The 26,918-nt window shown below is 48.1% G+C and carries 24 protein-coding genes; 15 read left to right on the forward strand and 9 right to left on the reverse strand.

The genetic code is table 11. The annotated features are described in order from the left end of the window. Positions 1 to 2: 2 nt before the first annotated feature. Positions 3 to 953 (reverse strand): ROK family protein, encoded by a 951-nt coding sequence (locus F459_RS0100110; RefSeq protein WP_020610708.1) that lies wholly within the window; start codon positions 951 to 953, stop codon positions 3 to 5. Positions 954 to 1,051: 98 nt separating this feature from the next. Between F459_RS0100110 and F459_RS0100115 the strand changes: the two genes are divergently transcribed. The 11 genes from F459_RS0100115 to F459_RS0100165 all read left to right on the forward strand — a co-directional run bounded on the left by F459_RS0100115 (position 1,052) and on the right by F459_RS0100165 (position 13,446). Then, positions 1,052 to 1,810 carry a sugar isomerase domain-containing protein gene (locus F459_RS0100115; RefSeq protein ID WP_020610709.1) on the forward strand — a complete coding sequence of 253 codons (759 nt, stop codon included), beginning with the start codon at positions 1,052 to 1,054 and terminating at the stop codon, positions 1,808 to 1,810. A 20-nt stretch (positions 1,811 to 1,830) separates the two neighbouring features. Then, a complete protein-coding gene (locus F459_RS0100120) occupies positions 1,831 to 2,481 on the forward strand; it encodes a transaldolase family protein (RefSeq protein ID WP_020610710.1) in 651 nt (216 codons plus the stop codon). Further along, entirely contained in the window at positions 2,482 to 3,495 is a 1,014-nt protein-coding gene (locus F459_RS0100125; protein WP_020610711.1) for a GntR family transcriptional regulator, read from the forward strand. It begins immediately after the preceding gene. Between the two features lie 80 nt (positions 3,496 to 3,575). Next, positions 3,576 to 4,274, forward strand: a complete 699-nt coding sequence (gene deoC, locus F459_RS0100130) for a deoxyribose-phosphate aldolase (protein ID WP_020610712.1) — start codon at positions 3,576 to 3,578, stop codon at positions 4,272 to 4,274. A 19-nt stretch (positions 4,275 to 4,293) separates the two neighbouring features. Beyond that, entirely contained in the window at positions 4,294 to 5,238 is a 945-nt protein-coding gene (locus F459_RS0100135) for a C-GCAxxG-C-C family protein (RefSeq protein WP_020610713.1), read from the forward strand. A 39-nt stretch (positions 5,239 to 5,277) separates the two neighbouring features. After that, positions 5,278 to 6,342 (forward strand): sugar ABC transporter substrate-binding protein, encoded by a 1,065-nt coding sequence (locus tag F459_RS0100140; protein WP_020610714.1) that lies wholly within the window; start codon positions 5,278 to 5,280, stop codon positions 6,340 to 6,342. Between the two features lie 80 nt (positions 6,343 to 6,422). Further along, positions 6,423 to 7,946 carry a sugar ABC transporter ATP-binding protein gene (locus F459_RS0100145; RefSeq protein ID WP_020610715.1) on the forward strand — a complete coding sequence of 508 codons (1,524 nt, stop codon included), beginning with the start codon at positions 6,423 to 6,425 and terminating at the stop codon, positions 7,944 to 7,946. A gap of 12 nt (positions 7,947 to 7,958) precedes the next feature. After that, positions 7,959 to 9,119: a sugar ABC transporter permease gene (locus F459_RS0100150; protein ID WP_020610716.1), complete on the forward strand. Its 1,161-nt coding sequence runs from the start codon at positions 7,959 to 7,961 to the stop codon at positions 9,117 to 9,119. Positions 9,120 to 9,227: 108 nt separating this feature from the next. Further along, positions 9,228 to 10,343, forward strand: coding sequence for an AGE family epimerase/isomerase (locus F459_RS0100155; protein WP_245540033.1), 1,116 nt, complete (start codon positions 9,228 to 9,230; stop codon positions 10,341 to 10,343). A gap of 27 nt (positions 10,344 to 10,370) precedes the next feature. After that, a complete protein-coding gene (locus F459_RS0100160) occupies positions 10,371 to 11,189 on the forward strand; it encodes a GntR family transcriptional regulator (protein ID WP_020610718.1) in 819 nt (272 codons plus the stop codon). 229 nt (positions 11,190 to 11,418) lie between these two features. Continuing rightward, the gene (locus F459_RS0100165) at positions 11,419 to 13,446 is read left to right on the forward strand and encodes a LacI family DNA-binding transcriptional regulator (RefSeq protein WP_020610719.1); all 2,028 of its coding nucleotides are present in this window, start codon (positions 11,419 to 11,421) and stop codon (positions 13,444 to 13,446) included. Between the two features lie 84 nt (positions 13,447 to 13,530). Here F459_RS0100165 and F459_RS0100170 read toward each other — a convergent pair whose 3' ends face one another. From F459_RS0100170 to F459_RS0100185, 4 genes are all read right to left on the reverse strand, one after another. Beyond that, positions 13,531 to 15,006, reverse strand: coding sequence for a GH32 C-terminal domain-containing protein (locus F459_RS0100170; protein ID WP_020610720.1), 1,476 nt, complete (start codon positions 15,004 to 15,006; stop codon positions 13,531 to 13,533). 15 nt (positions 15,007 to 15,021) lie between these two features. Beyond that, on the reverse strand, positions 15,022 to 16,041 hold the full coding sequence (locus F459_RS0100175) for an ABC transporter permease (RefSeq protein ID WP_020610721.1): 1,020 nt from the start codon (positions 16,039 to 16,041) through the stop codon (positions 15,022 to 15,024). Continuing rightward, entirely contained in the window at positions 16,034 to 17,542 is a 1,509-nt protein-coding gene (locus F459_RS0100180) for a sugar ABC transporter ATP-binding protein (RefSeq protein WP_026294804.1), read from the reverse strand. The genes F459_RS0100175 and F459_RS0100180 overlap by 8 nt, the downstream gene beginning before the upstream one ends. 88 nt (positions 17,543 to 17,630) lie before the next feature. Next, a complete protein-coding gene (locus tag F459_RS0100185; RefSeq protein ID WP_020610723.1) occupies positions 17,631 to 18,590 on the reverse strand; it encodes a sugar ABC transporter substrate-binding protein in 960 nt (319 codons plus the stop codon). A gap of 328 nt (positions 18,591 to 18,918) precedes the next feature. Here F459_RS0100185 and F459_RS0100190 point away from each other — a divergent pair, with 328 nt between their 5' ends. After that, positions 18,919 to 19,140, forward strand: a complete 222-nt coding sequence (locus F459_RS0100190) for a cysteine peptidase family C39 domain-containing protein (RefSeq protein ID WP_020610724.1) — start codon at positions 18,919 to 18,921, stop codon at positions 19,138 to 19,140. 11 nt (positions 19,141 to 19,151) lie between these two features. On the opposite strand, the gene F459_RS0100195 is transcribed toward F459_RS0100190, so the two are convergent. Genes F459_RS0100195 through F459_RS0100210 form a run of 4 tightly spaced genes read right to left on the reverse strand, consistent with a single transcriptional unit; the run spans position 19,152 to position 23,301 of the window. Further along, a complete protein-coding gene (locus F459_RS0100195; protein WP_020610725.1) occupies positions 19,152 to 19,934 on the reverse strand; it encodes an ABC transporter ATP-binding protein in 783 nt (260 codons plus the stop codon). After that, entirely contained in the window at positions 19,931 to 20,959 is a 1,029-nt protein-coding gene (locus F459_RS0100200; protein ID WP_020610726.1) for a FecCD family ABC transporter permease, read from the reverse strand. Before F459_RS0100200 ends, F459_RS0100195 begins: the two co-directional genes overlap by 4 nt. Continuing rightward, positions 20,946 to 22,154, reverse strand: a complete 1,209-nt coding sequence (locus tag F459_RS0100205; protein WP_020610727.1) for a molybdopterin molybdotransferase MoeA — start codon at positions 22,152 to 22,154, stop codon at positions 20,946 to 20,948. The genes F459_RS0100200 and F459_RS0100205 overlap by 14 nt, the downstream gene beginning before the upstream one ends. A gap of 13 nt (positions 22,155 to 22,167) precedes the next feature. Continuing rightward, a complete protein-coding gene (locus tag F459_RS0100210; RefSeq protein ID WP_020610728.1) occupies positions 22,168 to 23,301 on the reverse strand; it encodes an ABC transporter substrate-binding protein in 1,134 nt (377 codons plus the stop codon). 224 nt (positions 23,302 to 23,525) lie between these two features. Between F459_RS0100210 and F459_RS0100215 the strand changes: the two genes are divergently transcribed. The 3 genes from F459_RS0100215 to F459_RS0100225 all read left to right on the forward strand — a co-directional run bounded on the left by F459_RS0100215 (position 23,526) and on the right by F459_RS0100225 (position 26,872). Beyond that, positions 23,526 to 24,710: a helix-turn-helix domain-containing protein gene (locus F459_RS0100215; protein WP_020610729.1), complete on the forward strand. Its 1,185-nt coding sequence runs from the start codon at positions 23,526 to 23,528 to the stop codon at positions 24,708 to 24,710. Then, the gene (locus F459_RS23095) at positions 24,703 to 24,996 is read left to right on the forward strand and encodes a type II toxin-antitoxin system PemK/MazF family toxin (RefSeq protein WP_051086145.1); all 294 of its coding nucleotides are present in this window, start codon (positions 24,703 to 24,705) and stop codon (positions 24,994 to 24,996) included. The genes F459_RS0100215 and F459_RS23095 overlap by 8 nt, the downstream gene beginning before the upstream one ends. A 139-nt stretch (positions 24,997 to 25,135) precedes the next feature. Beyond that, complete coding sequence (locus F459_RS0100225; RefSeq protein WP_020610730.1) at positions 25,136 to 26,872, forward strand: flavocytochrome c; 1,737 nt, start codon at positions 25,136 to 25,138, stop codon at positions 26,870 to 26,872. The last annotated feature ends 46 nt before the right edge of the window (positions 26,873 to 26,918 follow it).

Consider the following 26,918-nt stretch of genomic DNA (forward strand, 5'->3'; position numbering starts at 1 on the left):
GGTTATATTACTAACTGCCCGTTTGATCCTGAGTCGATATGCAGTTGCCACGCATGAGCAAATATCGCTGCGCCAATTGCGCCGGAGAAATCACCATTTGCTGCGGGAATAATCTTTGTCGGAATGCCATAGGGCCTCCATTCATAAAGATCGAGGTATCGCTTGAGGGGGCCGAAAAGATTTTTTCCGGCATTTGCAATTCCTCCGCCTATTATCATAATTTCGGGATCAAGTATATTTATTAGCGAAGCAATCCCCACGGCCAGGGCCTTTACCATCTTTAACCAATATTCAACGGCCGCCGGATCTCCTTTGACATAATCCATTTCAAGACCAAGCGGGTCATCATATAAACCATGCGTCCTTTCGGAGATCTGGCAATTCCCGACCAAATTATCTAACCCTCCGGGGATGCCTGTCAGAGCTTGTCTACCTTCCATATCCACACTCATATTTCCAAGGTGTCCTGCTCTGCCAATGTTTCCTTCCAACAGAATCCCATCGACTTTTGCAGCACCTCCCACACCGGTACCCAACGTAAGCATACAGATATTTTTGATGTGCTTAAGCTCGTCGGCTTGAATTTCTCCAATAAAAGCCGCTTTTGCATCGTTTACCGTATAGATTTTTCCAGGATACTTGAGAAGTTCACTCCAATCCAAACCTTGAATGTCGGTTAGTCGTTCTGGCATGTGGCCTATTGCCGTATGGTCTTTTTTCGGGATTCCCGGAGTCGAAATGCCGAATGCGGAAGGTAATGCATGGTATTCTTGTTCAAGCTCAGCAAGATATGGAGTGATGAGTTTTTTCCACTCTTCGGAGCACATTTCCCGGGTAGTTTTCTCATTTTGTGGAGTGCAATAAAACGTTTTGATTATTTGATAGCCTTCATCCAGTACCGCTGCTTTGAGTTTTGTACCGCCCATGTCTAATCCCACATAGTATGTGTACATATTCGACCTCTTAAAATATATCAGAATAAAAATAAACTGATATATTATAGTTTACAAAATTGGAATCGTCCACTACAATTTTAGGAAAGGAGGAATCTGTGGAGCCGCGATTTATTCAAGGAATACAGGATCTCCTTGATACTTTCGTTTCACGCAATTGTCTGCAATTACAACAGGCGGTAACATGTTGTGCGAATAGTATTGAGGCGGGACGCGGGATCCATCTTTTTGGGGCAGGACATAGTGCCTTGCCGTGTATGGAGGCCTTTCCCCGGATTGGCTCTTTTATCGGTTTTCATCAACTGACCGAACCAAGCCTGGGGTTTAACGGATTCGTTACCGGAAAGGGCGGACAGCGGCAGATGTCGTTTCTTGAACAAACCTCGGGTTTTGCCGCTGTTATTTTTGAGAATTACCGTTTTTCTTCTGATGATACATTAATTGTTTTTTCTCATTCCGGAATTAATGCACTTCCTGTCGAGATGGCAGAGATGGCCCACTTGCTTGGTATGCAAACAATTGCGGTGGTGTCCCTTGCGCATGCAAAATCTCAGAGTTCGAAAGCCCCCTCGGGGAAGCGCCTGGATGAGGTCGCTTCGTATGTCATCGATACCTGTGTCCCGGCACATGACGCAATTGTGGATATTGGCGATGGTGAGAAATCCGGAGGGGCCTCAACCGTTATGTCCATGATCGTTATGAATACAATTGTGTCGGAGACAGCTGCTTTGCTGAAAAAGCGGGATGTACCCGTAATGGTGTATCCAAGCCATAATGTATCTCAGCATGTTGATGAAGTTTTGGAACGAGAGAAGTCTATTTTTGATGCGTATAAAACTTTCAGGGCAAAATTCTAGCGAAATGTGAGGAGAAGATTATGAAATTCTGGTTGGCAACGGCAAATACGACGGAAGCTGAAGAGCTGTTATCCCTAGGTGTTTTTGAGGGTATCATCACAAACCCCACTATTGTGGCAAAAGAAGAGATGAATCCGGTAAAGCTCTTTAAGGCTCTTTGCAGTAAAGCCGATTCTCTCTATTATCAGATAGGCGACGGGACTTTTGACGCGATGATGGGAGAGGCTGATAGGATGGTATCCATAGATCCAAACAAAATGCGCATCAAAGTACCTGCAACACCGGCCGGTTTACGCGTTATTCGTGCATTGACAGAACAGGGATCGATTGCCATGGCTACGATTGTGCCCACGGCTCCTCTTATGCTTCTTGCCGTAGCGGCCGGAGCAATAGCTATTGCACCCTACAGCCGAATGATCCAGCAGGCAGGAGTCTCCTCGAAGATCGAAGAAGTACTGCGAATGCAACAGATCATTGATGCCCAGGAACTCGATGTTGAAATTTGTACCGGTCTGTATAATGTTACAGACCTAAGTTTTTATGCTGCTCATGGTGTAAAATCCGGTTTTATATTTCCGAACGATATCCGTGCTTTTATTCAGCAGCCGCTTGTTCAGGAGGCCTGTGATGCCTACCGTGACGACCTTTCGCATATAAAGAGCTTTGTATAAATGCCGAAAGGAAGGACCCGGAAGGTTGCCGAAATCAAGCAAAATCTTATTGGCCGTATAGCGTCTGGATACTATCAAAGCGGTGACCGTTTTTTCTCAAATCGTGCAATTGCCGCACGCTTTCATATTAGCTACATGACTGCTCACAGGCTTCTCAAAGAGCTGGAAGAGGAGGGCTACCTGGGCCGAAAGGCCCAGTCCGGTTCATTTGTCAAGGGAGAGCATCATACGTATGACGCGGTAGGTCTTTATGTATCCGAACGGGCCCAAATTAAAACAAGCTACAGTGCTTTCCTGCTGCATAAACTGGTCCTTCGTCTTGAAGCGGTTGATCTTCCTCATAAAATCGTATGGACCGATCGCAATACTGTTTTGGAGGACGATCTTTATCCGGTAATGATCGATACGGGTTATCTTCAAATGCAGCTTTACCGGCAAAATATGTTTGGCTTTTTGTTGAACCAAAAAGCTGCACCGGGTCTTTCGTCGATTTGGGTCGACAGTGTGTATATTGATAACTACTCCGGAGGGACTGCCGCTGCTCAGATTTTCAAAGAATATCTTTCTTTGGATGCATGTCGTGTTTTTGCCGGTCCTGAAGATGATGAACGCAGTGGGGCAAGGGTTTCCGGTTTTCTTTCCGAACTTCCTGATGCGCAGGTGGTATCGGCAGGGACTTGGCATTTTGAAGAGGCCCTGCGTCACGTACCGACCCTCTTTGAAACAGAGGTAAAAAAAGAAAAGTGTGCTGTGTTTTGCTGTAACGACAAATTAGCATCTGCGGTGATTCATTATTGCTCCGATAGTGGTATAGCTCCTCCTTTTATCATGGGGTTCGATAATATGCCGGTGTCTGAAGAGCTGAATTTTTCAACGATAGCCGTGCCTTGGGATGAGATGGTCGAACGGACCGTTGAATGCTGCGTCTCTCGTCTTGGAGGAGACGGATCGTCAACACGTCATATCGTGTTGAATACCAAGCCTCTGCTGCGTGGCCTTTCTCTGCGACATTAATGTTATTGACAAACAAGAAAAGACGATATACCATCATATGTTGTAAATGTTACAAACATTTGAAATATAAGAGGTATTACATGATTACGACGCACGACATTGCAAAAATGATTGATCACTCCCTTTTAAGGCCCAATCTGACTACTGCGCAGGTTCGGGAAGGATTGAAGCTGGCAAAGGCGTACGAGACGGTATCGGTTTGTGTGCATCCTGCCGATGTCAGGTTGGCGGTGGAGATACTGGCGGGGACGGAGGTAAAGGTAACAACGGTTATTGGTTTTCCCCATGGGGCACATACCACCAAGGTAAAGCTCTATGAAGCAGAAGAGGCCATGGCTGACGGAGCAGTGGAACTCGACATGGTCATCAACATCGGAAGGCTTTTGTCTCATGACTATGCATACGTACAAGAAGAAATAAAAGCACTGGTTGCTGTGGCCCACGCTAAACATACTCTTGTGAAGGTGATTTTAGAAAATTGCTATCTCGATGACAATCTCATCAAGATAGCCTGTGAGTTGTCGGAGGCTGCCGGGGCTGATTTTGTAAAGACGTCGACGGGTTTCGGGACCGGCGGTGCGACTATTCATGATCTGCAGATTATGCGTGCATCATGCAGCCCAAAGGTGCAGATCAAAGCTGCCGGGGGTGTCAGAACCTTAGATGCTGCACTTGATGTGCGTGCTGCTGGGGCCTCGCGGTTTGGTGCAACGGCGACAAAGACAATCCTTGATGAATGCAGGCAGCGTGAACAAGCCGGTACCCTGAAAGAGAAATAACACATAGGTCGAGTTTGTAATGGAAAAGAAAAGCAACGAATATACATTACGAAATTTCTTGGAATTACTCATCTCTTCACGCAACCTGGATGCCGAAGCTGTTAACCACATTGTGCATTCTACGGTTTGTGAATTGCAGGAAAGCGGTGAACTCGAACATGGCATCTCGATGGATAGCGCGGCAACTGCTTGCTCATGGTTGGAGATGCTTATTAATGCGACCCTTTCATACAGAAAAAAAGGGAAGCTTGCCTATTATCTTGCTACCGCTATTGCTCTGATGTTCATGCAGGCGGGGACGAAAGATACATTTCTTGAAGAAATAGGAAGCTACACGGTTGATGTCGGGCTTAGATATGCTGTTAAGCGATATACAGTCTTGGACCGGCACCCCGATCTTATTCAGCTTATATATGAACAGTATGGTAAGTTTTCCCAGGATCCTCCCCGCGTTGATGCAGCAAGACGGGTAAAACGGTTAAAAGAGGTCTACGAAGCCGCATATCAGGCTGAAGTTCGTTTCCACGGCTGTTCCCAATGTATCTTGTATGGATTAGGGGAAACGATTACGCCGGTGGATAAGAGCCTTTTTAAAGCTGCCACCGCACTTTCCGGAGGCATGGCGCAATGTGGAGATGGTGCCTGCGGGGGATATTCCGGGGGAATCCTGTACATGGGGACCTTTATCGGCAGAAGTTTCGATACGTTTTCCAATGATAAAGAGAACCAGTACCGTTCTTTTTCTATGGCCCAGAGATTACATGATAAATATGTCGAAACCTATGGAAGCGTCCTTGGAAAAGGTGTGCAAGAAAAACTGTTCGGTGAATTTTTCCTACTACGTGATGCTCGTCAAAAAGCAGCTTTCGGAAATTCTGGTGCGCATGAATACAAGTGCCCCTGTGTTGTCGGCACTGCGGCACGGTGGGTAGCTGAAATCTTGCTTGATGAACAGCTGATCTAAAGATAGACAGCTTATTAGAACATTATGGAGGTAAGAGCGATGAAGAAAATGTTATCAAGTGTAATGGCATTAGTTTTATTCTTAGTCCCGTTCTTCGTTAGCGCAGAAGGTTCGCAGGAACGCACGGCGGAGAGTAAGAGCAAGGAAGAGGTTGTCATCGGATTCTCTTTCCCTACATTGCGTGAGGAGCGTTGGGCTGCTGAAAAGGAAATTGCTATTGCATATGCAAAGCAGCAAGGTGTGAAGCTTATTGTCCAGGATGCCGATACCGATGCAAATGTACAGAATCAACAAATAGATAATCTGATAACTCAGGATGTGGATTGCCTCATTATCGGTCCTCAGGATGTTAATGCAATGTCTTCGAGTCTGGATGCCGCAAAGGAGGCCGGTATTCCGGTGATTTCGTATCTGCGGCTCATTGATAATAAAGGACTCACAATGTTTGTGGGATACGATTTTACCATGATAGGCGAAGATATGGCGAAAAGTGCAACTAATAGTGTACCAGAAGGTAACTACGTCGTGATTGCAGGAGACTCGGGAGATAATGTCTCCTATCAGCTGCGGGATGGTTTCTACAATGTCATTCAGCCGAAGATTAACAGCGGTGATATCAGTGTGGTGTATGAGCAGTACATCGATACCTGGTCGCCGGAGAACGCCATGTCAAATATGGAAAACGCACTTACCAATGAACATAACAACATTCAGGCTGTATTAGTTGAAAACGACACCATGGCAGGAGCCTGCATACAGGCACTAAAGGCACAGGGCCTTGATGGAAAGGTTTTTGTAACAGGAATGGATGGCGATGTGGCTGCTCTCCAGAGGATTGCCGAAGGAAGTCAAAGCATGACTATGCTTTTCGAACATGATTTTATTGCGAAAGCTGCCGTCGATGCGGCGATAGATCTTGCAATGGGTGTGGACCATCAGGCTGTTAATGGAACCGTTGAGGCCGGTGGTGAGTCGGTTCCTGCTGTTCTTCTGTCTGCCAGTAAGATAACTTCTGATACTTTGTACGATATCGTGATCGGGAAAAAACTGCAAAAGATGGAAGATGTATACAAAAACGTTCCGAAAAATCGGTGGCCTAAGTAGCTGATGTATGCCCGGACTGCTCTATAGTCGTCCGGGCACTCTTTGTGTTTCTTGATCTTGCAAAATGGAGAGTTGTACGCATGGATAACCGTAGCTTTTTAGTATTTGAGAGAATAGTCAAAGGGTTTTCTGGTGTCGTTGTCCTGAATCAAGTAAGTTTTCGTGTTAACCGAGGCGAAGTCCATGCGATAGTCGGAGAAAACGGGGCCGGAAAATCTACCTTGATGAAAATATTGGCTGGAGTATATCCCTATGGCGAATATTCCGGCAGCGTCATGTTTAAAGGTGTTGAACAGCACAATAGGGACACCAAACAGGCTGAACAAGCGGGAATTAGCATCATATACCAGGAGCTTGAACTGATCCCCAATATGACAGTTTGTGAAAATATCTTCCTTGGAAATGAACCTGAAACGCATGGCGTTATTGACTATAACTGCATGCGAAATGAGTCAATCAAGATTCTTCAACAACTAAAATCCTCTATATCACCGGATATTCCTGTTGAGATGCTGAGTGTCGGACAACAGCAAATCGTTGCAATTGCAAAGGCAATTTCCAAAAACGTCGAGGTGATCATATTTGATGAACCTACTTCGGCCCTACCTGATTCCGACGCTCTCATTCTCTTCGACATCATACGTTCTTTAAAGAATGACGGCATTACCTGTCTGTATATTTCGCACAAGATTAATCGTGTCCTGGAAATAAGCGATACCATAACAGTGTTAAGAGACGGGAAAAGTATAATAACGGCCCCCAGAAGGGAGTTTGATGAGCATCTCATAATCAAACATATGGTAGGAAGGGATCTAACTGAGCAATATCCCCGAAAGGAACATTTCCCTTCGGATATTGTGATGGAGGTAAGAGACCTCAGTGTGTTTGACCCTGCGATCTCCAAGGTTTTGGTTGATCACGTCAGTTTTACCGTGAAAAAAGGTGAGATCCTGGGCTTTGCGGGACTTATGGGAGCCGGAAGAACGGAACTTTTCATGGGGTTATTCGGCGCATATGAGCGATACGAGATTTCGGGTACCGTCTTCATTCATGGACAAAAGATTAATATCCACAAACCGTATGATGCCATTAAAAAGGGTATTGGCTTGGTCGTTGAAGATCGAAAAGAACGGGGCCTTGTCATGTGTATGGATATTATAAGAAATTCTACCTTGGCAAATATTCCCAATATGGTTTCCTGGTTCAGGCAGATTGATTCCAATAAAGAGATTCGTGAAACCGAGACATATGCAAAGAAACTTTCTTTAAAGTACTCCGGATTAGAGCAGCTGGTCCAGAACCTCAGTGGTGGTAATCAACAGAAGGTTGTCATCGCAAAATCGCTGATGACGAAACCTGATGTTCTCATTCTTGATGAGCCTACCAGAGGAATCGACGTAAAAGCAAAACATGACATATACGAAATTATGAACGATCTGATTGATCAGGGGGTTGCTATTGTCATGATCTCTTCGGAATTATCGGAGGTCATTGGCATGGCCGATAGAATTCTGGTCATGTGTGAAGGTCGCCTAACTGGTGAGCTTTCATATACAGAAGCAACTCAGGAACGCATTATGCAATATGCGACTGCATCGATATAGGAGAATACACAAATGAAGTCTTTGCAAACCAATTCTTTGGAAAATCGATACACGCTAATCAAAGGTATACGATCCTATGCAATGGTGGGGGCCTTGATCGTCATCTGGGTACTCTTTGCCATATTAACCGGTGGTACGTTTCTTTCAGTGCGAAATCTTTCCAACCTTTTTCGGCTTACCGGTATAAAAGGTATTCTGGTAATCGGCATGGTCGGCTGCCTTGTGTCAGGAGAGTTTGATCTTTCAATAGGATCTGTTGTCGGGGTAACCGGTGCCATTACCGCCTTGCTACAAACGCAGTATGATATGAATTGTGTATGTGCCATCGCTATTTCACTTTTGGCCGGATTACTCATAGGTGTGTGGCAGGGCTATTGGATAGCATATCAAAATGTTCCGGCTTTTATTGTGACCCTGGGGGGAATGATGATTTTTCGCGGGGCCACTGTTTTAGTAACGAAAGGATGTTCGATTCCCGTTTCCAATCCTGATTTTGCGCTGCTCGGGCAGGAATACCTTCCCGGATGGCTAAGCATCCTTCTCGGTATTATATGTATTGGCGGTTTTATATTCTTTGAACAGGGCATGCGGCGTAGGCGATCCTCATATGGCTTTGATATTACATCAAAAAGAGTACTCTTCGGAAAGTATTTCTTGGTACTAGTGTTGGTAGGAGGTTTTGTTTTCGGATTTAATTCGTATCAAGGTATTCCTGTTCCGGTGCTCATTTTGCTTATTCTCTATTTCATCTTTGCCTTTTTGTACAACAAGACACAATACGGCAGGTATATATATGCTGTAGGCGGTAATAGTAAGGCCGCGAAATTATCGGGTATTGATATTCGAAAGGTATATATGAAGGTCTTTGTTATGATGGGTTTTCTTTCGGCTGTGGCCAGCAATGTATTAACTTCAAGACTGGCATCTGCCACGCCGAATGCTGGAAATTCATTTGAGATGGATAGTATTGCGGCATGCGTCATAGGAGGAATTAGTCTGACCGGAGGACGGGGTATGCTCTTCGGAGCATTGGTCGGAGCTCTCGTTATGACAAGTCTTGGCAATGGAATGAGCCTGCTAAATCTGACTGCCGCCTGGCAGGATGTGATAAAGGGGCTGATATTACTTATGGCGGTTTGGTTTGATGTGTCCAGTAACAAACAGAATCGATAAAGGAAACAGAAGGGCAGAATGATGGACGGATGTATTGATACCCATAGATTAGAACAGCTACGCTATATATATAGCAAAACATTGCTCAATGATGTGGTCCCATTTTGGATGAAATTTTCCATTGATAGAAAAAACGGCGGTTATTTTCATTATCTTGACCGCGATGGAAGCTTGCTGTGTTCCGATAAAGCTGTCTGGCTGCAGAATCGTTCATTGTGGTTCTTTTCAAAATTATATAATGAGATAGAAAAGAATGATGAATGGTTTGCTGCTGCAAAGAATGGCTATGAGTTTATTAAAAATCACTGTATAGATTCCGACGGACGGATGTTCTTTCTTGTGGATAAACAAGGAAGGAAATTACGAAAACGAAGGTACTGGTTTACCGAAACTTTTGGTGTATTGGGGCTAAGTGAATATGCAAAGGCTGCAAATGATCGCGAAGCCTATGAACTGGCTTTACAAACCTACAAGCTTATTGTCCATTTGTATCATCACCCCGAGGAACTGCCTTCCAAATTTTATAGTGAAAACCGGAATATACGGAGTTTGACGGCCACCATGCTGCTTATGTCGACTACACAGGTCATCAGAGCAATGGATGTGGATAAAAATGTTTCATCAGATTTTTCTCAGGTAATCGATACCTGCATCGGAGATATTCAGCGCTACTTTTTTAAGCCCAATGAGAGGGCGCTTCTTGAGACTGTCGCACAAGATGGTTCTGTCATTAATACTCCGGACGGGAGGACCATAAACCCCGGGCATTCAATTGAGACGGCTTGGTTTCTTATGCAGGAGGGGCTGTATCGTGGTAACAGAGATACCATTGCTCTGGGCTTACAAATCCTTGATGCATCTTTGGAACGGGGATGGGACGAAACATACGGAGGCTTGTTTTCCTTTGTTGATCTTGAAGGAAAACCCTCCGAACATGTTGAATGGGATATGAAATATTGGTGGCCGCATACTGAAAGTCTCTATGCGCTGCTCTTGGCGTATGTTATCACGAAAGATGACAAATACCTGGCGTCATATGACGAGGTTCATGCATGGACATTTTCTCACTTTCCCGATTATGAATATGGTGAATGGTATGGATATCTTCACAGAGACGGCAGCATTGCGTTGCCGATAAAGGGTTCTGCGTGGAAAGGCACACTCCATCTTCCCCGATTGCTGATACAGGGAATGGCTCTGATCGATGATTGTATTAATCAGTAATCATTGTCAAATAATAGGGTTTATTCTATGATGAGGAAAGTAGATACGGGAGATAGTTGCTTGGAGAATAACCCTATTTTTCAGTACAATGTAAGCGAAGAAGATGAGACGCCCTTATATAGCCAACTTATTCTCATCATTAAACGATGTATATTTTCGGGAGAGCTAAAGCCGGGTGATAGGATGCCCTCTGAGTCCGAGCTTTGTTCCCGGTATGGAATTAGTCGGTCAACTGCCCGGCAGGCTTTCGGGGCACTGGAAAAAGAGGGTTTTGTATACCGGCGCCGCGGTCTGGGGTCTTTTGTCGCTAATCCGAAGTTGCGAAAAAATGTAAGCTCGCTGTACAGTTTTTCCGCCCAGGCCCGTATGGAGGGTATGGAGCCCTCCTCGCGGATTATTCATTATGAGGTTATCGAAGCCGATCCTCGTCTGATGGAAATTTTTCGTATTACCGATTCAGGCTTTATGGTGAACTATATCTATCGGATACGAGAAGCGGATGGCGTTCCTCTTATCTTGGAAAAGACCTATATCCCTTACAAGATTTGCTCGGTCTTAAACAGCTATCGTCTGGAACACGAATCACTCTACAATATTCTGAATAAAGAGTGTGGGATAATGCCGCATCATGGTGTGGAATCGTACGAAGTGGTTCAGGTGAGTAAACAGGAGAGCGATCTTCTTAATTGTCACGCTGGGACTCTTGCCTTTGCCGTGGAGCGGATCGGCTATCTGGAAAATAATGAGGTGTATGAGTTTACTCAATCGATTGTCCGGGGGGATCGTTGCAAATTTGAAGTTCCTCTCTCCAATGATGCCGAGAAACCATACCGACGCTTAAAATAACGCCAATACAGGGTTTACCGTACGACCGGGGAGCAGGTGGTAACCACTTCTCCGGCACTGTTTCTGTTTTTATACAGTCCCCTTTTTCATCCAGATGCATGTTGGTAACAATTTGTTTATATAAAAAAGCATATCCTATTGCTTTTATTGGCATATTTATTCTTCTGTTTGACATGTTTCTGCTATAACCTTTATAATTCACTGGAAATTTGCGTAAAAAGAGAGTGAAATGGCAAAAAGGCAAAAGGTCACTATAAAGGATGTTGCGGATACTGCCGGTGTTTCGATTGCAACGGTTTCTCATGTTATCAACTGTACACGCTATGTTAAGCCAGAGCTTGTACAGCGCGTTCAGGAGGCGATTGTAGCAACAGGTTACCAGAATAAAAGAACCGGTGCCGACGGGTCCCTTTCGTACGGCCGCAGTGGTGCTGTTGCCCTGCTGGTGCCGAATCTCGAAGAACAAACCTATGTTCGTATCGCCTCCCATATTCATACCTTAGCCGAAGATTCTACCCTTCGGCTTTCCGTGCATATCACGAATGACGATAAGCAGGTGGAGAGGCAAATACTACAATCGCTTATTTCCAAAAAGACGTATGCGGCGATACTTTTGGTTCCTGCCACCGATAATCCGAGATTCTATGGCAAATTGCTACGTTCAAGGATTCCTTTTGTTTGTATCGAGCGGAGAATCAACTCAGATGAAATTTGCTCTGTGACATTTGCCATAAAGAAGGCGATATATCTTGGTACCAAACAACTGATCAAGAACCGACATGAGCGCATTGCCTTGCTCAAGATACAGGGGATTGGGGCGACTGGCAAAGATCAGCTTGAGGGATATCAACAAGCACTGGAGGAAAGTTCACTCTATTACAGAGGCTCGCTTGTTTTTGAATTTGAGCCCCATATGAACGGAGAGGCATATGAGCATGAGATTAAGCTTGCCTATGAAAGACAACAACCTTCCGCATGTGTTGTAGTTGGGAATGAGCTGACCTGTGATCTGTTGAAAACGCTGCAGAATATGGGCAAGGAATGTCCTCGGGATGTCTCCATAATTGCATATGGGGATAATCCCTTCTATGAAATCACGGCTCCTCCCTTGACAATTTTAAAAGAGGATACCGAACAGATGGCCCAAAGGGCCTGGGACGCTTTACTGCGTTTGATGGCTGGAGAGCAGCTTGAAAGCCGTGACCTGCAAGTGGGTGTCGAGTTGATTAATCGAAAGTCGACAAGGATGCTGGGAATGGGACCTTTTGGCGAAAAGGCTGTTTCTCCCGATGAAATTATATTGACGACGGACGAACGACGTATGCTCCGTGACAAGAATTATCGTGTGGCGATTTCCTTTCATTATGGGGGTACCGCGTGGACCCGCCTGCACGAACAGGCTATTCGGGCAACATTGGAATCTTTTGGGATTTCTGTGGTATCTGTCATGGATGCGCAGTTTGATCCGTCGTTGCAGCTGGCCCAGCTTGAAGCAATACGGATCCAGCGTCCCGATGTGCTGATTGCCATCCCTACCGATGATCATGTCACTGCACAAAAATTCAAGGAGCTTTCCAAGACGATCAAGCTGGTCTTTATCAGCAATGTGCCGGAAGGATTATCGAAAGAATCCTACGTCACTTGTGTCTCGGTGAACGAGAGGGAAAACGGTAATAACACGGGAATTTTGCTTGGAGACTACTTTAAAGCACGATCGAGTGCAAAAGTCGGGTTTATTATTCATGGTACTCCCTTTTATGGCACGCATCTTCGGGATGCTTCTGCGGAGAAGGTGGTCCGGGAAATGTACGCTCATATTGATATTGTTGCCATTCAATCCTTTGGAAGGATCGAGCATGCCTATGATACATGCAAACAGATGATCAAACAGCATCCGGATATTGAGGGGCTGTACATCTCCTGGGATCAGCCGGCATTGTATGCAATCAAAGCTCTGGAAGAGATGGGGCGGACGGATATAGCGATCTTTACATTTGATCTTGATTATAAAATAGCCTCATATATGGCCCAAAAAAAGATGGTGATGGGGTTGAGTACCCAGCGCCCTTATGAGCAAGGTGAGGCTACGGCCAAGGCGGTTGCAAAAGCATTAGTTAGTAACGAGACATTCAAATTTGTCGGTGTTCAGCCGTATGTTGTAAAACCCAAACAGCTTATAAAAGCCTGGAAAGATATCTTGCACGAGACCATTCCAAGCGATCTTGAACGCCTGGTAAAACAGACTGTCATGAATTGACTGGGAATCATGGCAGCATGTACAAAAAATACCGCCGGCAGCTAGTGAACCGGCGGTATGGTGGCTCTCTATATTGATACGCTCTTATACTTTTATCGTGATGCTATCGAAATAGACCTCGCCATCCTGTACCATATATCCGATTTCATGGTCTGCCTTGGCGAAGTAGCGATACGTGAAGGCAACCTCATCGTTTATGAACAGTTCCACCATGTCCTTGTCGATAAGAGCTTTTATTCCGATCGTACTATTGAGGCTGATTTTGAACACTTTTTCCGCGACCCGGATACCATCGGGGCCCGGTTCCTTTGGTTCGGGAATGGCCTGACAGGATTGCTGCCAGAATGGATCGACTCCCATGGGTAGATTGAGGAGCGAAACCCTGTTCATGGCTACATCAAAAGAGAGCAGGAGGCAATTTGCCGCATCGTCGTCGGACTTGATCAGCAAGCCGAAATGATCGTGAACTTCCCGGGGCAAAATTGTACAAGAAAAGAGAAAATGTTCCTCGCAGTGATCAAAGAAACCGTACGAGAAGGTTTCTTTTGATGCAACGGATAATGATTTTTTTCCATGCGTCACGACATTCCCCAATTTAGGGAGAAGTTTCCACGCTATTTCCTGTTTTGCGGTGGCTTCTATTTCAATGGGAAGTTTGACATTGAGTTCTTTGTTTGTATCCTGCACAACCTCATGCGGAACACAGAAGAGCCCTCCCCAATACCACTGGCCTGCATCACTATTGCCTGCACGATCGTGGGCCCAGCCAAAGTAGAAACGTCGCCCCTCGTCGTTTTTCATTGATTTCGCGGCGTAAAATCTTCGGCCGCCTATACCATCTTTTACCGGGGTTTTCCATGGCCCGTAGGGGGTATCGGCAATTCGATAGATGGTGTTGCCAAACTCGGAAAAGCGGGAATAAGAAAGATACCATGTGTCACCTATTTTATACATTTCGGAACACTCGGGACAGTTCGTATGGCCTGGCGTGTACAGGGCCCGGGAATAGTGCCAGGATGTCAGGTCGGGGGATTTGTAGAGTATGACGCAGCCACGTCGAGTGCTTGGTCCGTTGTTCCTGCGTGCTGATATCAGCATCCAGTACTCATGTTCCTCTTCATGGTAAAAAACATATGGATCGCGCCAGTCAAGCGCTTCGTACAGCTCCGTGTTGGGAATGATAATTGGGTTTCGTGGATCCTTGTGCCAGGAGATTGAATCGTCGCTTACGGCGTGGCAAATCGTTTGTTGATATTCCGCATGTATATTATAGCCAGTGTAAAAAATATGATATGTTCCCTCTCCGAAAAGAGCGGCTCCTGTCCATACGCCCGAGGCGTCCGGCTCGTCGCCTTCTCCAGGATAAAGGGCTGTCGGAAGTTCTTTCCATGTTACCAGATCTTCAGATATGGTATGACTCCATGTCGTTCTGAGTCGATCGGGATATACCGTAGTTCCCGGTGGGGATGTCAATGAGAAAATATGGTAGGTGCCGTCGTGATAAAATGGTATGGCATCACCGGTGGATTCGGTGAATGATGGTTTTCTAAAGATGTTCATATGCTGCTCCAGTATCTATGATCTATGACGCAATGAGGCGTTCTTGATGAACGTGGAAAATGCACTTCCCTTGCCGTTTTGTGTATCGATGAGGATGGCGAAAAGAATGATTACTCCCTTCACTATCAGCTGCCAGAAGGAGCTGACGCCCATGAGGTTCAGGCCGTTTGAAATGATTCCAATGACCATCGCACCTATAACGGTCCCGCTGATACGCCCCTTTCCTCCTGCCATTGAAACACCGCCAAGAACACACGCAGCAATGGCGTCGAGTTCATAGCCGCTTCCCACCGAAGGTTGTCCTGAGTACATCCTGCTGGCAAGCACAAGCCCTGCGAAGGCCGATAGCAGGCCGGTAAGGGTGAATACGGCTATCTCGACCTTCATGATGGGCACGCCGCTTACCTTTGCCGATTCGCGATTTCCGCCGATTGCATACACATAGGTACCGAATTTCGTTTTATTGAGCATGAATACGAAGACTGCGATCAGCACTATCATGTAAACGACGGGGAGGGGAATTTTCCCCAATATATAGCCTGTTCCGATCTGTACGAAAAAGTCTTCGGTGATCCTTGTGGAGCGGCCTCCGCTGTATACGTAAGCAACGCCGCTGGCAATGTTCATCATTGCCATTGTGACGATGAAGGCTGGGACCTTGAATTTTGCAATGATGATTCCGTTTATCAGACCGGCCAGGGTCCCCAGCAGGAGTCCCAGCACAATGGCGAGCCATAACGGAATCCCCTGAGTAACGATGAATCCGACGATGAGTGTTCCGCTCATGGCGACAATGCTGCCGACAGATAAATCGATACCTCCAAGGATTATGACCAGGGTCATCCCGAGGGCGATGTACATATTGATGGAAATCTGGCGCAATACCGATATGATGTTTCCGTTCGTGAGGAAGTTATCGGTGGTAAAGGATAGGAAGACCCCGAACAGGATCAAGACGACCAAGATGCCAGCATTATTGCGGAGCATGGTGGTGACGGTATTGCTGCGAAGCCAGGTCCTGAAGTTTTTATTCATGCTCTTTTCCTCCTGCGGCAAACTGCATGATGTATTCTTGCGACAATGTTTCATGGGGAATCTGTTTGACGATTTTTCCGGCCCTGACCACGCATACCGAGTCGCACATATTTATGATTTCAGGGAGTTCGCTGGATATGAAAATTATTGCAATCCCTTCAGAAGCCAGCTGGTTAATGATCGTATATATTTCGTACTTGGCTCCGACATCCACGCCTCTGGTTGGTTCGTCCAGAATGAGCAGGCTTGGCTGTGTTGCCAGCCACTTTGCTATTACGACCTTCTGTTGATTGCCCCCTGATAGACTCGATACCTCCGCGTCTGCCGATGATGTTTTTATCATCAGTTTTTTGATGTGCTTGTCTATAATTGCCTGCCGTTTGTTTTTGCTGATTGAGATTCCCTTCATAAGAAATCTCAGCGAAGCAAGTGTAATGTTGTATCCGACCGAGTTGCTCAGGACCAATCCCTGTTTTTTTCGATCTTCGGGAACGAACCCGATTCCTTTTCTTATTGCCTGCAGGGAGTTGGTGAAATGCACTTCTTCTCCATTGAGGAGAACGGTCCCCGATGATCTTTGCGGAGGGCAGCCGAAAATGCTCATCATGATCTCGCTTCTGCCGGCTCCCACCAGGCCTGCAAAGCCTATCACTTCACCACGCCTTACGGAAAAAGAAACATCCTCAAAATAGCCTTTGCTTGAAAGGTGCTTTACATCCAGTACAACCGGCGCTCTCTCCAGTTTGTTGTATGTTCTTGTATAGAAACTTTCCAGGTTTCGTCCCACCATCATGGCAACCAGTTCGTGCGTGTTGGTTTTGTCCGTGTCCTTGGTCCCGACATACAGGCCGTCGCGAATGACCGTTATTCTGTCGGAGATTCTGAACAATTCTTCCATGCGGTGAGAGATATAAATGATGCTTACATTGTGGGTTTTTAATTTCCCAATTGTTTCAAACAGCTTCTCCACTTCTTCTTCACTAAGGGATGAGGTCGGTTCGTCCATAACCAGGATCTTGGCGTTGAAGGAGATGGCTTTTACAATTTCAACCATTTGCTGCTGGGCGATGGTTAGTTCTTCAACCGGACGAGTCACATCGATGGAAAGCCCCAATCGTGAAATCATCGTGTGGGCCTCCGTTATCATGCGCTTCTCGTCGAGTATCCCCCCCCTCGTCAAAGGTTCTCTTCCGAGATAAATGTTCTTGGCCACGGAGAGGTGGGGAACCAGCACAATTTCCTGGTGAATGATCCCTATTCCGTATTCCCGTGCTGTTGTGACCTTGTCAATTACCACCTGGCTGCCCCGGATCGTGATGGTTCCCTCATCAGGGCGGTAAATTCCTCCGAGTGTCTTGATCAATGTCGATTTTCCGGCACCGTTTTCTCCCAGCAATGCGTGGACTTCGCCCTTTTTCAGCGAGAAATCGATGCCTTTCAATGCATGTACTCCGGAGAAACTCTTTTTGATGTTCTTCATTTCCAATACTATTTCATTCATCTCCATTACCCTCATGCATCTGACAAACAAAGAGGAGGGTTCAGCCCTCCTCTTTGCGGTAGAAACGTTCGGAAATCTTAGCGACAGGTTACTGCCAGTCGTTCAGGGTCTTGGTTGCTTCTTCCTGAGAGACGAGGTGGGAAGGCAGATATACCGATTTCTCGATTGTTTTACCATCCAGAACATCCAGGGCCTGGTTGAAGGCGTATTTTGCAATCTCGATGGGAACCTGTGCGGCCACAGCGGTAAACTCTCCGTCGAGCAGTGCCTGCTTTCCATCCGGCGAGGCATCGATGCTGTATACTCCTATCTGACCCTCTTTGTTTGCTGCCTTGATTGCCGCCGCCGCTCCAAGGGCACTTGGATCGTTGATGCAAAAGAAGGCCTTCAGATCGGGGTGTGCTGTGATAATGTCTTCGGCAAGCACCAATGATGCATCAAGTGCTGCGGATCCGTCCTGCTGGGCCACAATGTCGAATGCGCTTTTGTTTGCGCCAAGGCCTTCAAGGAAACCGTTTACCCTGTCGACACAACTTTCATTGGAGGGGAAATCGAGAATGGCGATCTTGCCACCTTCGGGGTAGTCTTTTACCATCTGGGCTCCAACCAGTGTTCCCGCCATATAGGCGTCGGTTGCGACCACCGAAAGTACGAGGCTCAAATCGTCCTTGCCGACTGAGGTATCGACGTTGATGACAGGGACACCGGCTTGTTTGAGTTCCATAAGTCCTGCGGTTATGCCGTTGGAGTCTACGGGGATGACGAAAACCATATCATATTTCTGATTGGCTGCGTCTGATAATTGGTTGAGTTGCTTGTTCAGGTCATAGTCGGGATCCAGAACGGTGTAAGCGATTCCTTTTTCATCACACAATGTTTTAAATGTGTCGTTCATGGTGCTCTGAAACGTATTGTTCTGGGTGTTCGGCAGGAACGCAAATCGCAGTCTGTCATCTTTGGTTCCCTCCTGTTCTCCTCCCGCAAATAACGGAACTGCCAGAACGAGTAGTGTTAAAAGGGCCAGCATTGTTTTTGATCTTTTGTGCATCTTTATCCTCCGATATGAATAAATGATAGAATATTCAGGCCTTGTTATCATATTTACCTTTGCTGTATTCGCTTGTCTGAAAAGATCTGGCCAAATAAGAAACAAGCCTTTGTTTACGTAAAGATTTAACATGACTCTGGTTTGGTGTCAACATAAATTTTGACATGATTTCATATTTGTATTTATTGAAGCTTATTTTGAATTATTTACGTAAATTTATTGGTTTTGACACTTTTATTTCTCGCAGGCGTCTGTATGTATTTCTCTTGCCTCTCCCCCTTACTGGAGGGTTTATCCTCTTTTTTACCATTACGATATGGAGAGTATAATGAAAGATGTTATTTTGCTGTTGGGTGCGGGTTGTCTTTTCGGTTGTACGGGTTCCGGCTGGAGCCCGCCGGAAGGCCTCATGCTCGAGGGCTTTCAGGTACACGAGGGGTATCACTGTGAAAGCAGCGCCATGTTGAATCTCCTCCAGTATCAGGGCTATGCCGTCACCGAAGATCGGATTATCGGCGCCGGGGCTTTAAGAATGATAAAAAGGCGATAACGGTCTTTGCGCTATCCCATAACCGGAGAACAGGTGGTAACCACTTCTCCGGCGCTGTTTCGGTTTCTGAATAGGTCGACGGTGATGCCGTAGGCTTCCTTCAGGCTATCTTCTGTGAGAATCCTGGCCGTTGCTCCGGCCTGCACCCGGCGATCCCGATAGAAGAGCGCCACGTTGTCTGCGCAGAAAAAGGCCTGGTCCGGGGAATGGGTTATCATCATGATGCCGAGGCCTTTGTCGCGCAGTTTGATCATCTGCCGGAGCAGGTGCATTTGATTACCGTAATCAAGATTGGAGGTTGGCTCATCCATCATGAGAAAGGTGGGTTCCTGCGCCATTGCCCTGGCGATGAGCACCATCTGCTGTTCCCCTCCCGATAGCTGCGAATAGCATCGATCTGCCAGATGCACGATCTCCAGCTGCTCCATTACCTCTCTGCAGACGGCATAATCTTTCTTTCCCGGTGCCGAAAGCGTGCTCAGGTACGGGGTGCGCCCCATGAGCACCATATCACGTGCACTGTAGGAAAAAGGGTGACCGTGGACCTGGGGGACATAGGCTATGAGCTGTGCAAGTTCCCTGCGGCTGAGACGGGGGAGAAGGGCGTTGTTGATGTATACCTCTCCGGCAAGCGGTTTCAGAAAGCCCTGGATCGTTTTGAAGAAGGTGGTTTTGCCCACGCCGTTGGGTCCCAGGATGCAGAGAATCTCACCCCGGGAAAGGGTCAGATTGAGCCCCTCCAGCAGCGCCTTTGCGCCGTATCCGCAGGAGAGCTCCTTCACCTCGATGTTCATGACTGACTTCTCCGCTGTTTGTACATAAGCAATAGAAAAAAGGGGGCGCCGATCACGGCGGTGAGGATGCCGAGGGGAATATCCATAGCCGTTGCGCTTCGGGCAATATCATCCACCAGCAAAAGGTAGCTTGCCCCGAGGACCATGGCAGCGGGAAGTTGGAAGCGGCAGTCGGAGCCCACCAGCATTCGTGCCAGATGGGGGATGATCAGGCCTACCCATCCGATGATGCCTCCTACGGCCACCACCGACGAGGTGATGAGGGTTGCACAGAGGATCACGATAAAACGCAATCGTGTGGTATTGATTCCCAGAGACATTGCCTCCTCATCCGGCAGGGAGAGCAGATTTAGTTTCCAGCGCAGCAACAGGAGGGGAAGTCCGCCTGACAGCAGGGGAACGGCCAGAAGGGGAAGCGATGAGGGGACGGCCGCCGAAAGAGATCCCATGAGCCAGAAGGTGATGGCCGGAAGCTTCGTATAGGGGTCCCCTACATATTTTACCAGGGAGATGCCGGCCTGAAAGAGGGCGGAGACGACGATACCGGTGAGGACAAGGGAGAGAGTCATGCTGTTTCGGTCGCCGAAGGAACGGGCGAGTATGCTAGTCCCGCCTACTGCCGCCAGACCAAAGAGAAAGGCAATCAGCTGAACGAGGCTGCCGTTGAGGTTGAGGAGTAGGGCAATAGCCGCCCCAAGTCCCGCTCCGGCGGTGGCCCCCAGAATATCGGGAGAAACCAGGGGGTTGCGAAAGGCCCCCTGGTAGACCGATCCCGACAGGGCAAGGCCGCAGCCGGTGATTGCCGCCACCAGGATTCGAGGTAGTCGGATGCGAAAAAAGACCTTCGATGCGCTGGCTGAGAGCCCGGAGGGCAGTCCTGTTAGCCCTTCGCGAAATAAAAAAAAGAGGTCCCTGGGTGTCAGGGAATATCGTCCAAGAAAGCAGGAAAGGAAGAACGCCGCGATCAGGAGGCAGCCGAGCAGCACAATCGGCAAAGCGCGGCCTTGTTCTTCAGACGTTTTCATGACCGGTACGAAGTTCGACCATAACGGTTTCGCCTTTCTTATGGCCGGGCCCCTTTTGATGCACGAAAAGATAGCCGTTGTGCTCGGCAATGGAGCGGTCGAGACGACTGTGGGGCAGGGGACGGGCATGGAGCATCTTTTCTCCCGGCACCCGGTAAAGGCCGATGGTGTAGATGAAATCGGTCCGGTGGTGGGGAGCTATATCCTCATCAAGAACGGCCTGGACCTCGGTGACACGGTAGGGCTGTCCCAGGCAGGCCAAGAGTGCGGGGCGGACGTAGAAATCGAAGGTCATCTCTTCCCCTCCCGGCGGCCCCACCAAGCCGAAGACCGGTGTTCCGTCGATAAGCGAGAAGCAGGTCCGTTTGCCCGGTCCGTGTTCCACGGAGGAAAAATAAAGCTCACCGACATCCGACGCCGCCTCCTGGAGGAGGTCGAATCGGCCTCGGCCCGATCCTCCGCAGATCACCACGATATCGGCCTTTGCCGCCGCCTCTTTCAGGCGGCTTCTCAGCACGGCATGCTCATCCCTGGCAATGGGAAAAAGTAGCTCCTTGCCGCCCCATTGCCGAACCTTGGCGGCCATGGAAAAGGTATTTGATTCGATGGTCTGGCCGGGGGTTGGGGTGTTGTAGCAGGATACCAGCTCGTTTCCCGAAGGCAAGAGGGCTACAATCGGTTTCTTGAGAACCGGAACCTGTATCACGCCGCCTGTTGCCAAAAGGTTGAGATGGGATGGGGTGATGAGGGTTCCCTTCTGTACGATGGTCTCACCGATCGCCATGCGCTCTCCCTTCGGAATCATGTGCTGTCCCTGAACCACATCCTTCTGATCTATGGAGATAAGCCGATCTTCGTGAAAGGTCGTTTTCTCGATCATCACCATGGTGTCAAAGGCCTGCTGAAAAACCGGGATGCCTGTGTTTGAAAAGATGTAATCGACCTCGGTCTGCCACGAACTTACGTCACGGTCCGAGTCGAGATAGTGCTGCCAGGAAAAGCAGATGCCGTCCCAGCGGCTGCACTTCACATCCGGAACGTTCAGACGGGATACGATGTCCCTGGCCGCCACCCGCTTAACCGCATCGGGAAGGGATACGATTTCTTCGACCGGCCGATACTTTATATGCTTGCCGATCTCCTCCAGCGCTTCGAGCCTGGGCATGTTCATGCGGGCGAATCCTGTCATGCTCATTTCCCCGTCCTCATTACGTTTCCGGGTCGAGATGGGCCAGAATCCGCCGGGCCTGCTCGTCGGTCAGGTCATAATAGAAGAATTCTGCATAGAACCTCTTGAGTTCCGCCGTCATATCGACTTCGGGAAAGCGATCAGGATAGAGGGTACTCGCAAGATACAGCATGAGCAGGGGCTTTTGGACACCGGAATCCCAGAAAAAGACACCGGTGGGTACGATAAATATATGGTCCTGCGCAACCGCACTCATCTCGGCGTAGAGGTCGTCGGAAAGCATCTCGTGTATCACCTCTTCGGCCGTGGCGTTACCTGATGAACCGGCATGGTCGACAAAGATGTAATCGGGGTTCCATTCCAGAAGCTGCTCGGCGGTCACCTTTGTTTTTCCGCCCCCTTCAAGCGTGGTGGTAACGGGAACGCCCCCGCTGACCTTGATGAGATCCAAAATACTTGAGGCCGATCCGTGGGTCATTAATAGTTCCTGATTGGCAAAGTAGACGTTGGGCCGTTCGGCCTCGGGGATGGTGTCGACGACCGCGCTAATACGTTTCACCATGGCGTTGAAATAGTCGGCATAGCGTTCGGCTACCTTTGGAGCGTCGCCTCCGATCGCCTCGGCATATACTCCAACCTCATCGACGATGGAATCATAAGCTGGTTTCGATGCCAGGGGAACAACGGCCATTCCCGCCTCACTCATCGCCTTCGTGGTGTTGGGATTGGGAAAGTTGAAGACGATATCGGGTTTGTAGCCCACAAGGTCCTCGATGTTGGGGGAGCTGTGGGCATTCTTGATGCCGGGAACCTCGTTGAGGTGCTTGTAAATTACGTTTGACCAGGGCCAGCTGTAGATGTGGTAATCCCCGTCGAAGACGATCTTATCCTCGGCCCCGAGCATTACCACCTTTTCATACGATGGTCCGAAAAGACATCCGATTCTTTCGACCTGGTAGGGAACGGTGATGACCGTTCCGTCGCAGTTTGTTACGCTGCGGGTTTCCGGCGTGGCCGCTACGGTCGCTTCCGTTGTATTTTTTGATCCCTGCGCGGCACTATCGGCACCCTTGTTACAGGCACCGAGGGTGAGCAGGAGGGTGAGGACCAGCGATCCCCATAGAACCCGGCTATTGTGGTGGTTTCTTTTCATGGTATTTGCATCCCTCTTAATATACTTCCGTATATGGAAAAGTATGTGTGATTGGATGCCATTATATGAATAAATAGATGATGGTTCAATTCTCTCTTACGATTAATAGACTTTTTTGTTCGTTTTTCTTTTGTTTTAACAAATTTGTAAATGATATTAAATCATGACTCTTTCCGTTGACAAAAAGATAATATATATCGATACTGTCAACAGAGGAAAGTACAATGATCGGGGAGAAATTACGGCAAAAAAGAATAATGAGCGGATGGTCTCTCCAGAGATTAGCGGATAAACTTGAACGGCAGGGAACCAGGATCACCCGTGCGGCTCTTTCAAAATATGAACTGGAAAAGGCGACGCCCAATGCTTTGACGCTTTATGCTCTTGCCCAGGTTTTTGACGTTAAAACGGATTATTTCTTTTCAAATCCCTCAGCCACCGTTACATGGCAGTCATTCAGAAAGAAAGCCTCCGTCAGTCAGGTGAAAATCGATAGTCTCAAGGCAATCGCCGAAGAAAAAGTTGAAAACATTTTAATGATTGAAAATGTATGCGGAGTGATTTCAGAACCTTCTGTTCTCCCTCGGTCACGTGAAGAGGCGACACCTGAAGAGGCCGAAAACATGGCTGAGGAGCTTCGTTCCCTCTGGAATTTGGATGATACTCCTATTCAGAATCTCTGCGAGCTTCTGGAAAGCAAGGGGATTATTCTTGTCCCCATCACGACAGAAGGAAACGGGGTGGATGGATTTGTAGGGAACCTGCCGAATAATCGGAAAATCATCGTTTACGCGAAAGATAAAAGCGTTGACCGGACAAGGCTGACTATCTGCCATGAACTCGGCCATTTGCTTCTTTCCAGCACCGAGCCCAAGATAAACGAACATTTGGCCCATCGTTTTTCCGGGGCTTTCCTGGTTCCGGCAGAACGCTTACGGCAAATTCTGGGGACAAGCCGCACCGATATATCCATCCAGGAACTGTGCCTTATGAAAGAACGTTTCGGTATCAGTATTCAGGCACTTACCTACAGGGCGAAGGATCTCGGCATTTTAAGCCGGTCGGCCTATCAGACTATGTTTATTAATTTCAGGAGTAAGGGTATTTATTCCGAGGAACCGGGGCACTGGCCCTACCCGGAGGAACCGCGTTTAACCCAGCAGTACCTGTTCCGCGCTGTAGCGGAAGGACTGATAAGCGAATCCCGGGCCCAGGAACTCTTCCCGGACTACCTGACGGTGAAAGAGCAACTGGAGGACAACAGCTCGTCAGCTGTTAATACCTACCTCTCTCTGAGTGCTGAAGAACGTTCGGCCTATCTTTCAAAACTGGCAGAAGAGAGTGCGGATATGTATGCTCCGGACAGTGAGCTTTTAGCAGACGACATAATGGATGTCATGGATGGCTGATCCTCAACGCGGCGAGCTGTGGTGGATTAATTTTGATCCTACCATCGGGGCAGAGATCAGCAAGCAAAGGCTGGCCGTTGTGGTTTCTCCCGATTCTGTCGGGAAACTGCCATTGCGCATAGTCGTACCTGTTACGGAATGGAAAGATCGCTATGCTTCTTATCCCTGGAACGCTTTCACAATCCGGCGGGCAGGATTTCTGCTCAGGAACAGGAAGAGATTACGGTTGCTCTGCAGATTTGCGTGGGAGCGATTTGAAAGTTTTTTTGATTATCGTCTTCCCTAACCGGCATTCTCAATTTCTATCTGTGAATGAAATCCTCTGTGACCAAAATGAACAAAAAAAACAATATATACAGAAGGGTTGACGATTGCCCGGACCGAAAATAGTATATAGATAAATAATTATCCTTTAGGAGTTTGATATGAAAGCAAACAAACGTTTGGGGGCGGCAATCGCATCCATTGTTCTTTTGCTCTCTTTTGTTGCCTGTAGCGGAAAGGGTGCATATAAACCCGGAACGTATGAGGGCGAGGGGCAAGGGCACGGCGGCGCCATCAAAGTCGCTGTTTCGGTAGATTCGGACAAAATAACGAAGATTGATGTAACAGAGAGTGCCGAGTCTGATTTTAGTAAGCCGGCCGTCCAGGAGATCATCAAACGGGTTCTTGACAAAAATAGTGCGGAGATAGATTCCGTAAGCGGTGCTTCCGAGACCTCGGCAGGCTTGATCTCTGCCATCGCTGCGGCGCTATCCAAGGCCCAGACCGGTGAGGCGGTAAAGAGCGCCGGTACCAAAGGGGCAACTGGTGAAGTTCCGGAAGATATGAGTTGTGATGTCGTTATTGTGGGTGCCGGAGGTGCCGGTTTGTCTGCGGCCCTGGAAGCCCATGATCATGGGGCTTCGGTTATTCTTGTTGAGAAGATGCCTGTTATCGGCGGCAATACCAATTATGCCACCGGGGGACTGAATGCGGCGGAAACGACGCCTCAGAAGGCATTGGGCATACAGGATTCTGTCGAAACCTTTTACGAAGATACCATGAAAGGCGGAAAAAACCTGAACAACCCGGCGCTGGTCCACGTTTTAACGGAGCGGTCGGCTGGTACCATCGACTGGCTCATCGGCCTCGGGGGTGATTTCTCCGATGTAGGGAAGCTGGGCGGAGCGACAAATCCCAGGGCCCACCGGCCCTCAGGCGGAGCTCCCGTGGGAAACCATCTGGTCAAGATTCTCTATGATGCGGTACAAAAGCGTGGAATTAACGTTCAAACAAACAGCAAGGTGGTTGCTTTGCTGAAAGAGGGAGACGCGGTTAGCGGAGTCGAAGTAGAAACGAAGAATGGAAATTATATGATACGGGCGAAAGCCGTCATCATCACGACCGGCGGATTCGGTGCAAACCAGGAAAAGGTTGTTGCCTACAAACCGGAACTGAAAGGCTTCGGCACGACCAATCAACCGGGAGCCACAGGAGATGCTTTGGATTTTATCAAGGACTTTGATGTGGCCCTTGTCGACATGGAGCAGATTCAGACACATCCCACGGTGGTCCCTGTGAAAAATACGATGATCACTGAAGCCGTACGCGGCAATGGTGCAATTCTTGTAAACCGCGAGGCTTCACGGTTTATCTCCGAGATGCAAACCCGGGATGTCGTCTCCGATGCGGAGTTGGCCCAGACCGGCGGTACCGCCTTCCTCCTCTTCGACCAGGGGGTACGGGATTCCCTTTCCGCCATTGAGAATTACGTAAAAGCAGGTCTTCTTACCGAGGGGGACACCATTGCGGATCTTGCTCAGACGATGGGGCTTGATGCCGCAACGCTGCAGGCAACGGTTGACCGCTACAATGGTTTTGTGAATACAGGGGTCGATACAGACTTCGACAGATCGGATCTGCCGCGGGAATTGGTCCATGCGCCTTATTACATGGTTGAGGTCGGCCCAGCCGTCCATCACACCATGGGGGGGATCAAGATCAATACCGATGCCCAGGTTATCACTACTGGCGGTTCGGCTATTCCCGGCCTGTTTGCCGCTGGAGAGGTGACCGGAGGAATCCATGGGGCGAATCGCCTGGGTGGAAATTCTTTAAGCGATATAACAACCTTCGGCAGGATTGCCGGAACGAAAGCTGCCGAATTTGCAGCGAACTAGCAGCGAACGGACGTTTTTTATCGATAGGGGGCTGGCCGGGAAGCAA

Origin of the sequence: Sediminispirochaeta bajacaliforniensis DSM 16054 (assembly GCF_000378205.1) — a bacterium.
Taxonomy (GTDB): domain Bacteria; phylum Spirochaetota; class Spirochaetia; order DSM-16054; family Sediminispirochaetaceae; genus Sediminispirochaeta; species Sediminispirochaeta bajacaliforniensis.

What these genes read in the sequence shown, in the direction of transcription:
- F459_RS0100160 (WP_020610718.1), top strand. Translation starts at nt 10,371, where the DNA reads ATGATGAGGAAAGTAGATACGGGAGATAGTTGCTTGGAGAATAACCCT.
- F459_RS0100120 (WP_020610710.1), top strand. Translation starts at nt 1,831, where the DNA reads ATGAAATTCTGGTTGGCAACGGCAAATACGACGGAAGCTGAAGAGCTG.
- F459_RS23095 (WP_051086145.1), top strand. Translation starts at nt 24,703, where the DNA reads ATGGCTGATCCTCAACGCGGCGAGCTGTGGTGGATTAATTTTGATCCT.
- F459_RS0100125 (WP_020610711.1), top strand. Translation starts at nt 2,482, where the DNA reads ATGCCGAAAGGAAGGACCCGGAAGGTTGCCGAAATCAAGCAAAATCTT.
- F459_RS0100200 (WP_020610726.1), bottom strand. Translation starts at nt 20,959, where the DNA reads ATGAAAACGTCTGAAGAACAAGGCCGCGCTTTGCCGATTGTGCTGCTC.
- F459_RS0100225 (WP_020610730.1), top strand. Translation starts at nt 25,136, where the DNA reads ATGAAAGCAAACAAACGTTTGGGGGCGGCAATCGCATCCATTGTTCTT.
- deoC (WP_020610712.1), top strand. Translation starts at nt 3,576, where the DNA reads ATGATTACGACGCACGACATTGCAAAAATGATTGATCACTCCCTTTTA.
- F459_RS0100150 (WP_020610716.1), top strand. Translation starts at nt 7,959, where the DNA reads ATGAAGTCTTTGCAAACCAATTCTTTGGAAAATCGATACACGCTAATC.
- F459_RS0100190 (WP_020610724.1), top strand. Translation starts at nt 18,919, where the DNA reads ATGAAAGATGTTATTTTGCTGTTGGGTGCGGGTTGTCTTTTCGGTTGT.
- F459_RS0100155 (WP_245540033.1), top strand. Translation starts at nt 9,228, where the DNA reads ATGAAATTTTCCATTGATAGAAAAAACGGCGGTTATTTTCATTATCTT.
- F459_RS0100180 (WP_026294804.1), bottom strand. Translation starts at nt 17,542, where the DNA reads ATGAATGAAATAGTATTGGAAATGAAGAACATCAAAAAGAGTTTCTCC.
- F459_RS0100135 (WP_020610713.1), top strand. Translation starts at nt 4,294, where the DNA reads ATGGAAAAGAAAAGCAACGAATATACATTACGAAATTTCTTGGAATTA.
- F459_RS0100185 (WP_020610723.1), bottom strand. Translation starts at nt 18,590, where the DNA reads ATGCACAAAAGATCAAAAACAATGCTGGCCCTTTTAACACTACTCGTT.
- F459_RS0100165 (WP_020610719.1), top strand. Translation starts at nt 11,419, where the DNA reads ATGGCAAAAAGGCAAAAGGTCACTATAAAGGATGTTGCGGATACTGCC.
- F459_RS0100210 (WP_020610728.1), bottom strand. Translation starts at nt 23,301, where the DNA reads ATGAAAAGAAACCACCACAATAGCCGGGTTCTATGGGGATCGCTGGTC.
- F459_RS0100110 (WP_020610708.1), bottom strand. Translation starts at nt 953, where the DNA reads ATGTACACATACTATGTGGGATTAGACATGGGCGGTACAAAACTCAAA.
- F459_RS0100140 (WP_020610714.1), top strand. Translation starts at nt 5,278, where the DNA reads ATGAAGAAAATGTTATCAAGTGTAATGGCATTAGTTTTATTCTTAGTC.
- F459_RS0100170 (WP_020610720.1), bottom strand. Translation starts at nt 15,006, where the DNA reads ATGAACATCTTTAGAAAACCATCATTCACCGAATCCACCGGTGATGCC.
- F459_RS0100205 (WP_020610727.1), bottom strand. Translation starts at nt 22,154, where the DNA reads ATGAGCATGACAGGATTCGCCCGCATGAACATGCCCAGGCTCGAAGCG.
- F459_RS0100195 (WP_020610725.1), bottom strand. Translation starts at nt 19,934, where the DNA reads ATGAACATCGAGGTGAAGGAGCTCTCCTGCGGATACGGCGCAAAGGCG.
- F459_RS0100145 (WP_020610715.1), top strand. Translation starts at nt 6,423, where the DNA reads ATGGATAACCGTAGCTTTTTAGTATTTGAGAGAATAGTCAAAGGGTTT.
- F459_RS0100215 (WP_020610729.1), top strand. Translation starts at nt 23,526, where the DNA reads ATGATCGGGGAGAAATTACGGCAAAAAAGAATAATGAGCGGATGGTCT.
- F459_RS0100175 (WP_020610721.1), bottom strand. Translation starts at nt 16,041, where the DNA reads ATGAATAAAAACTTCAGGACCTGGCTTCGCAGCAATACCGTCACCACC.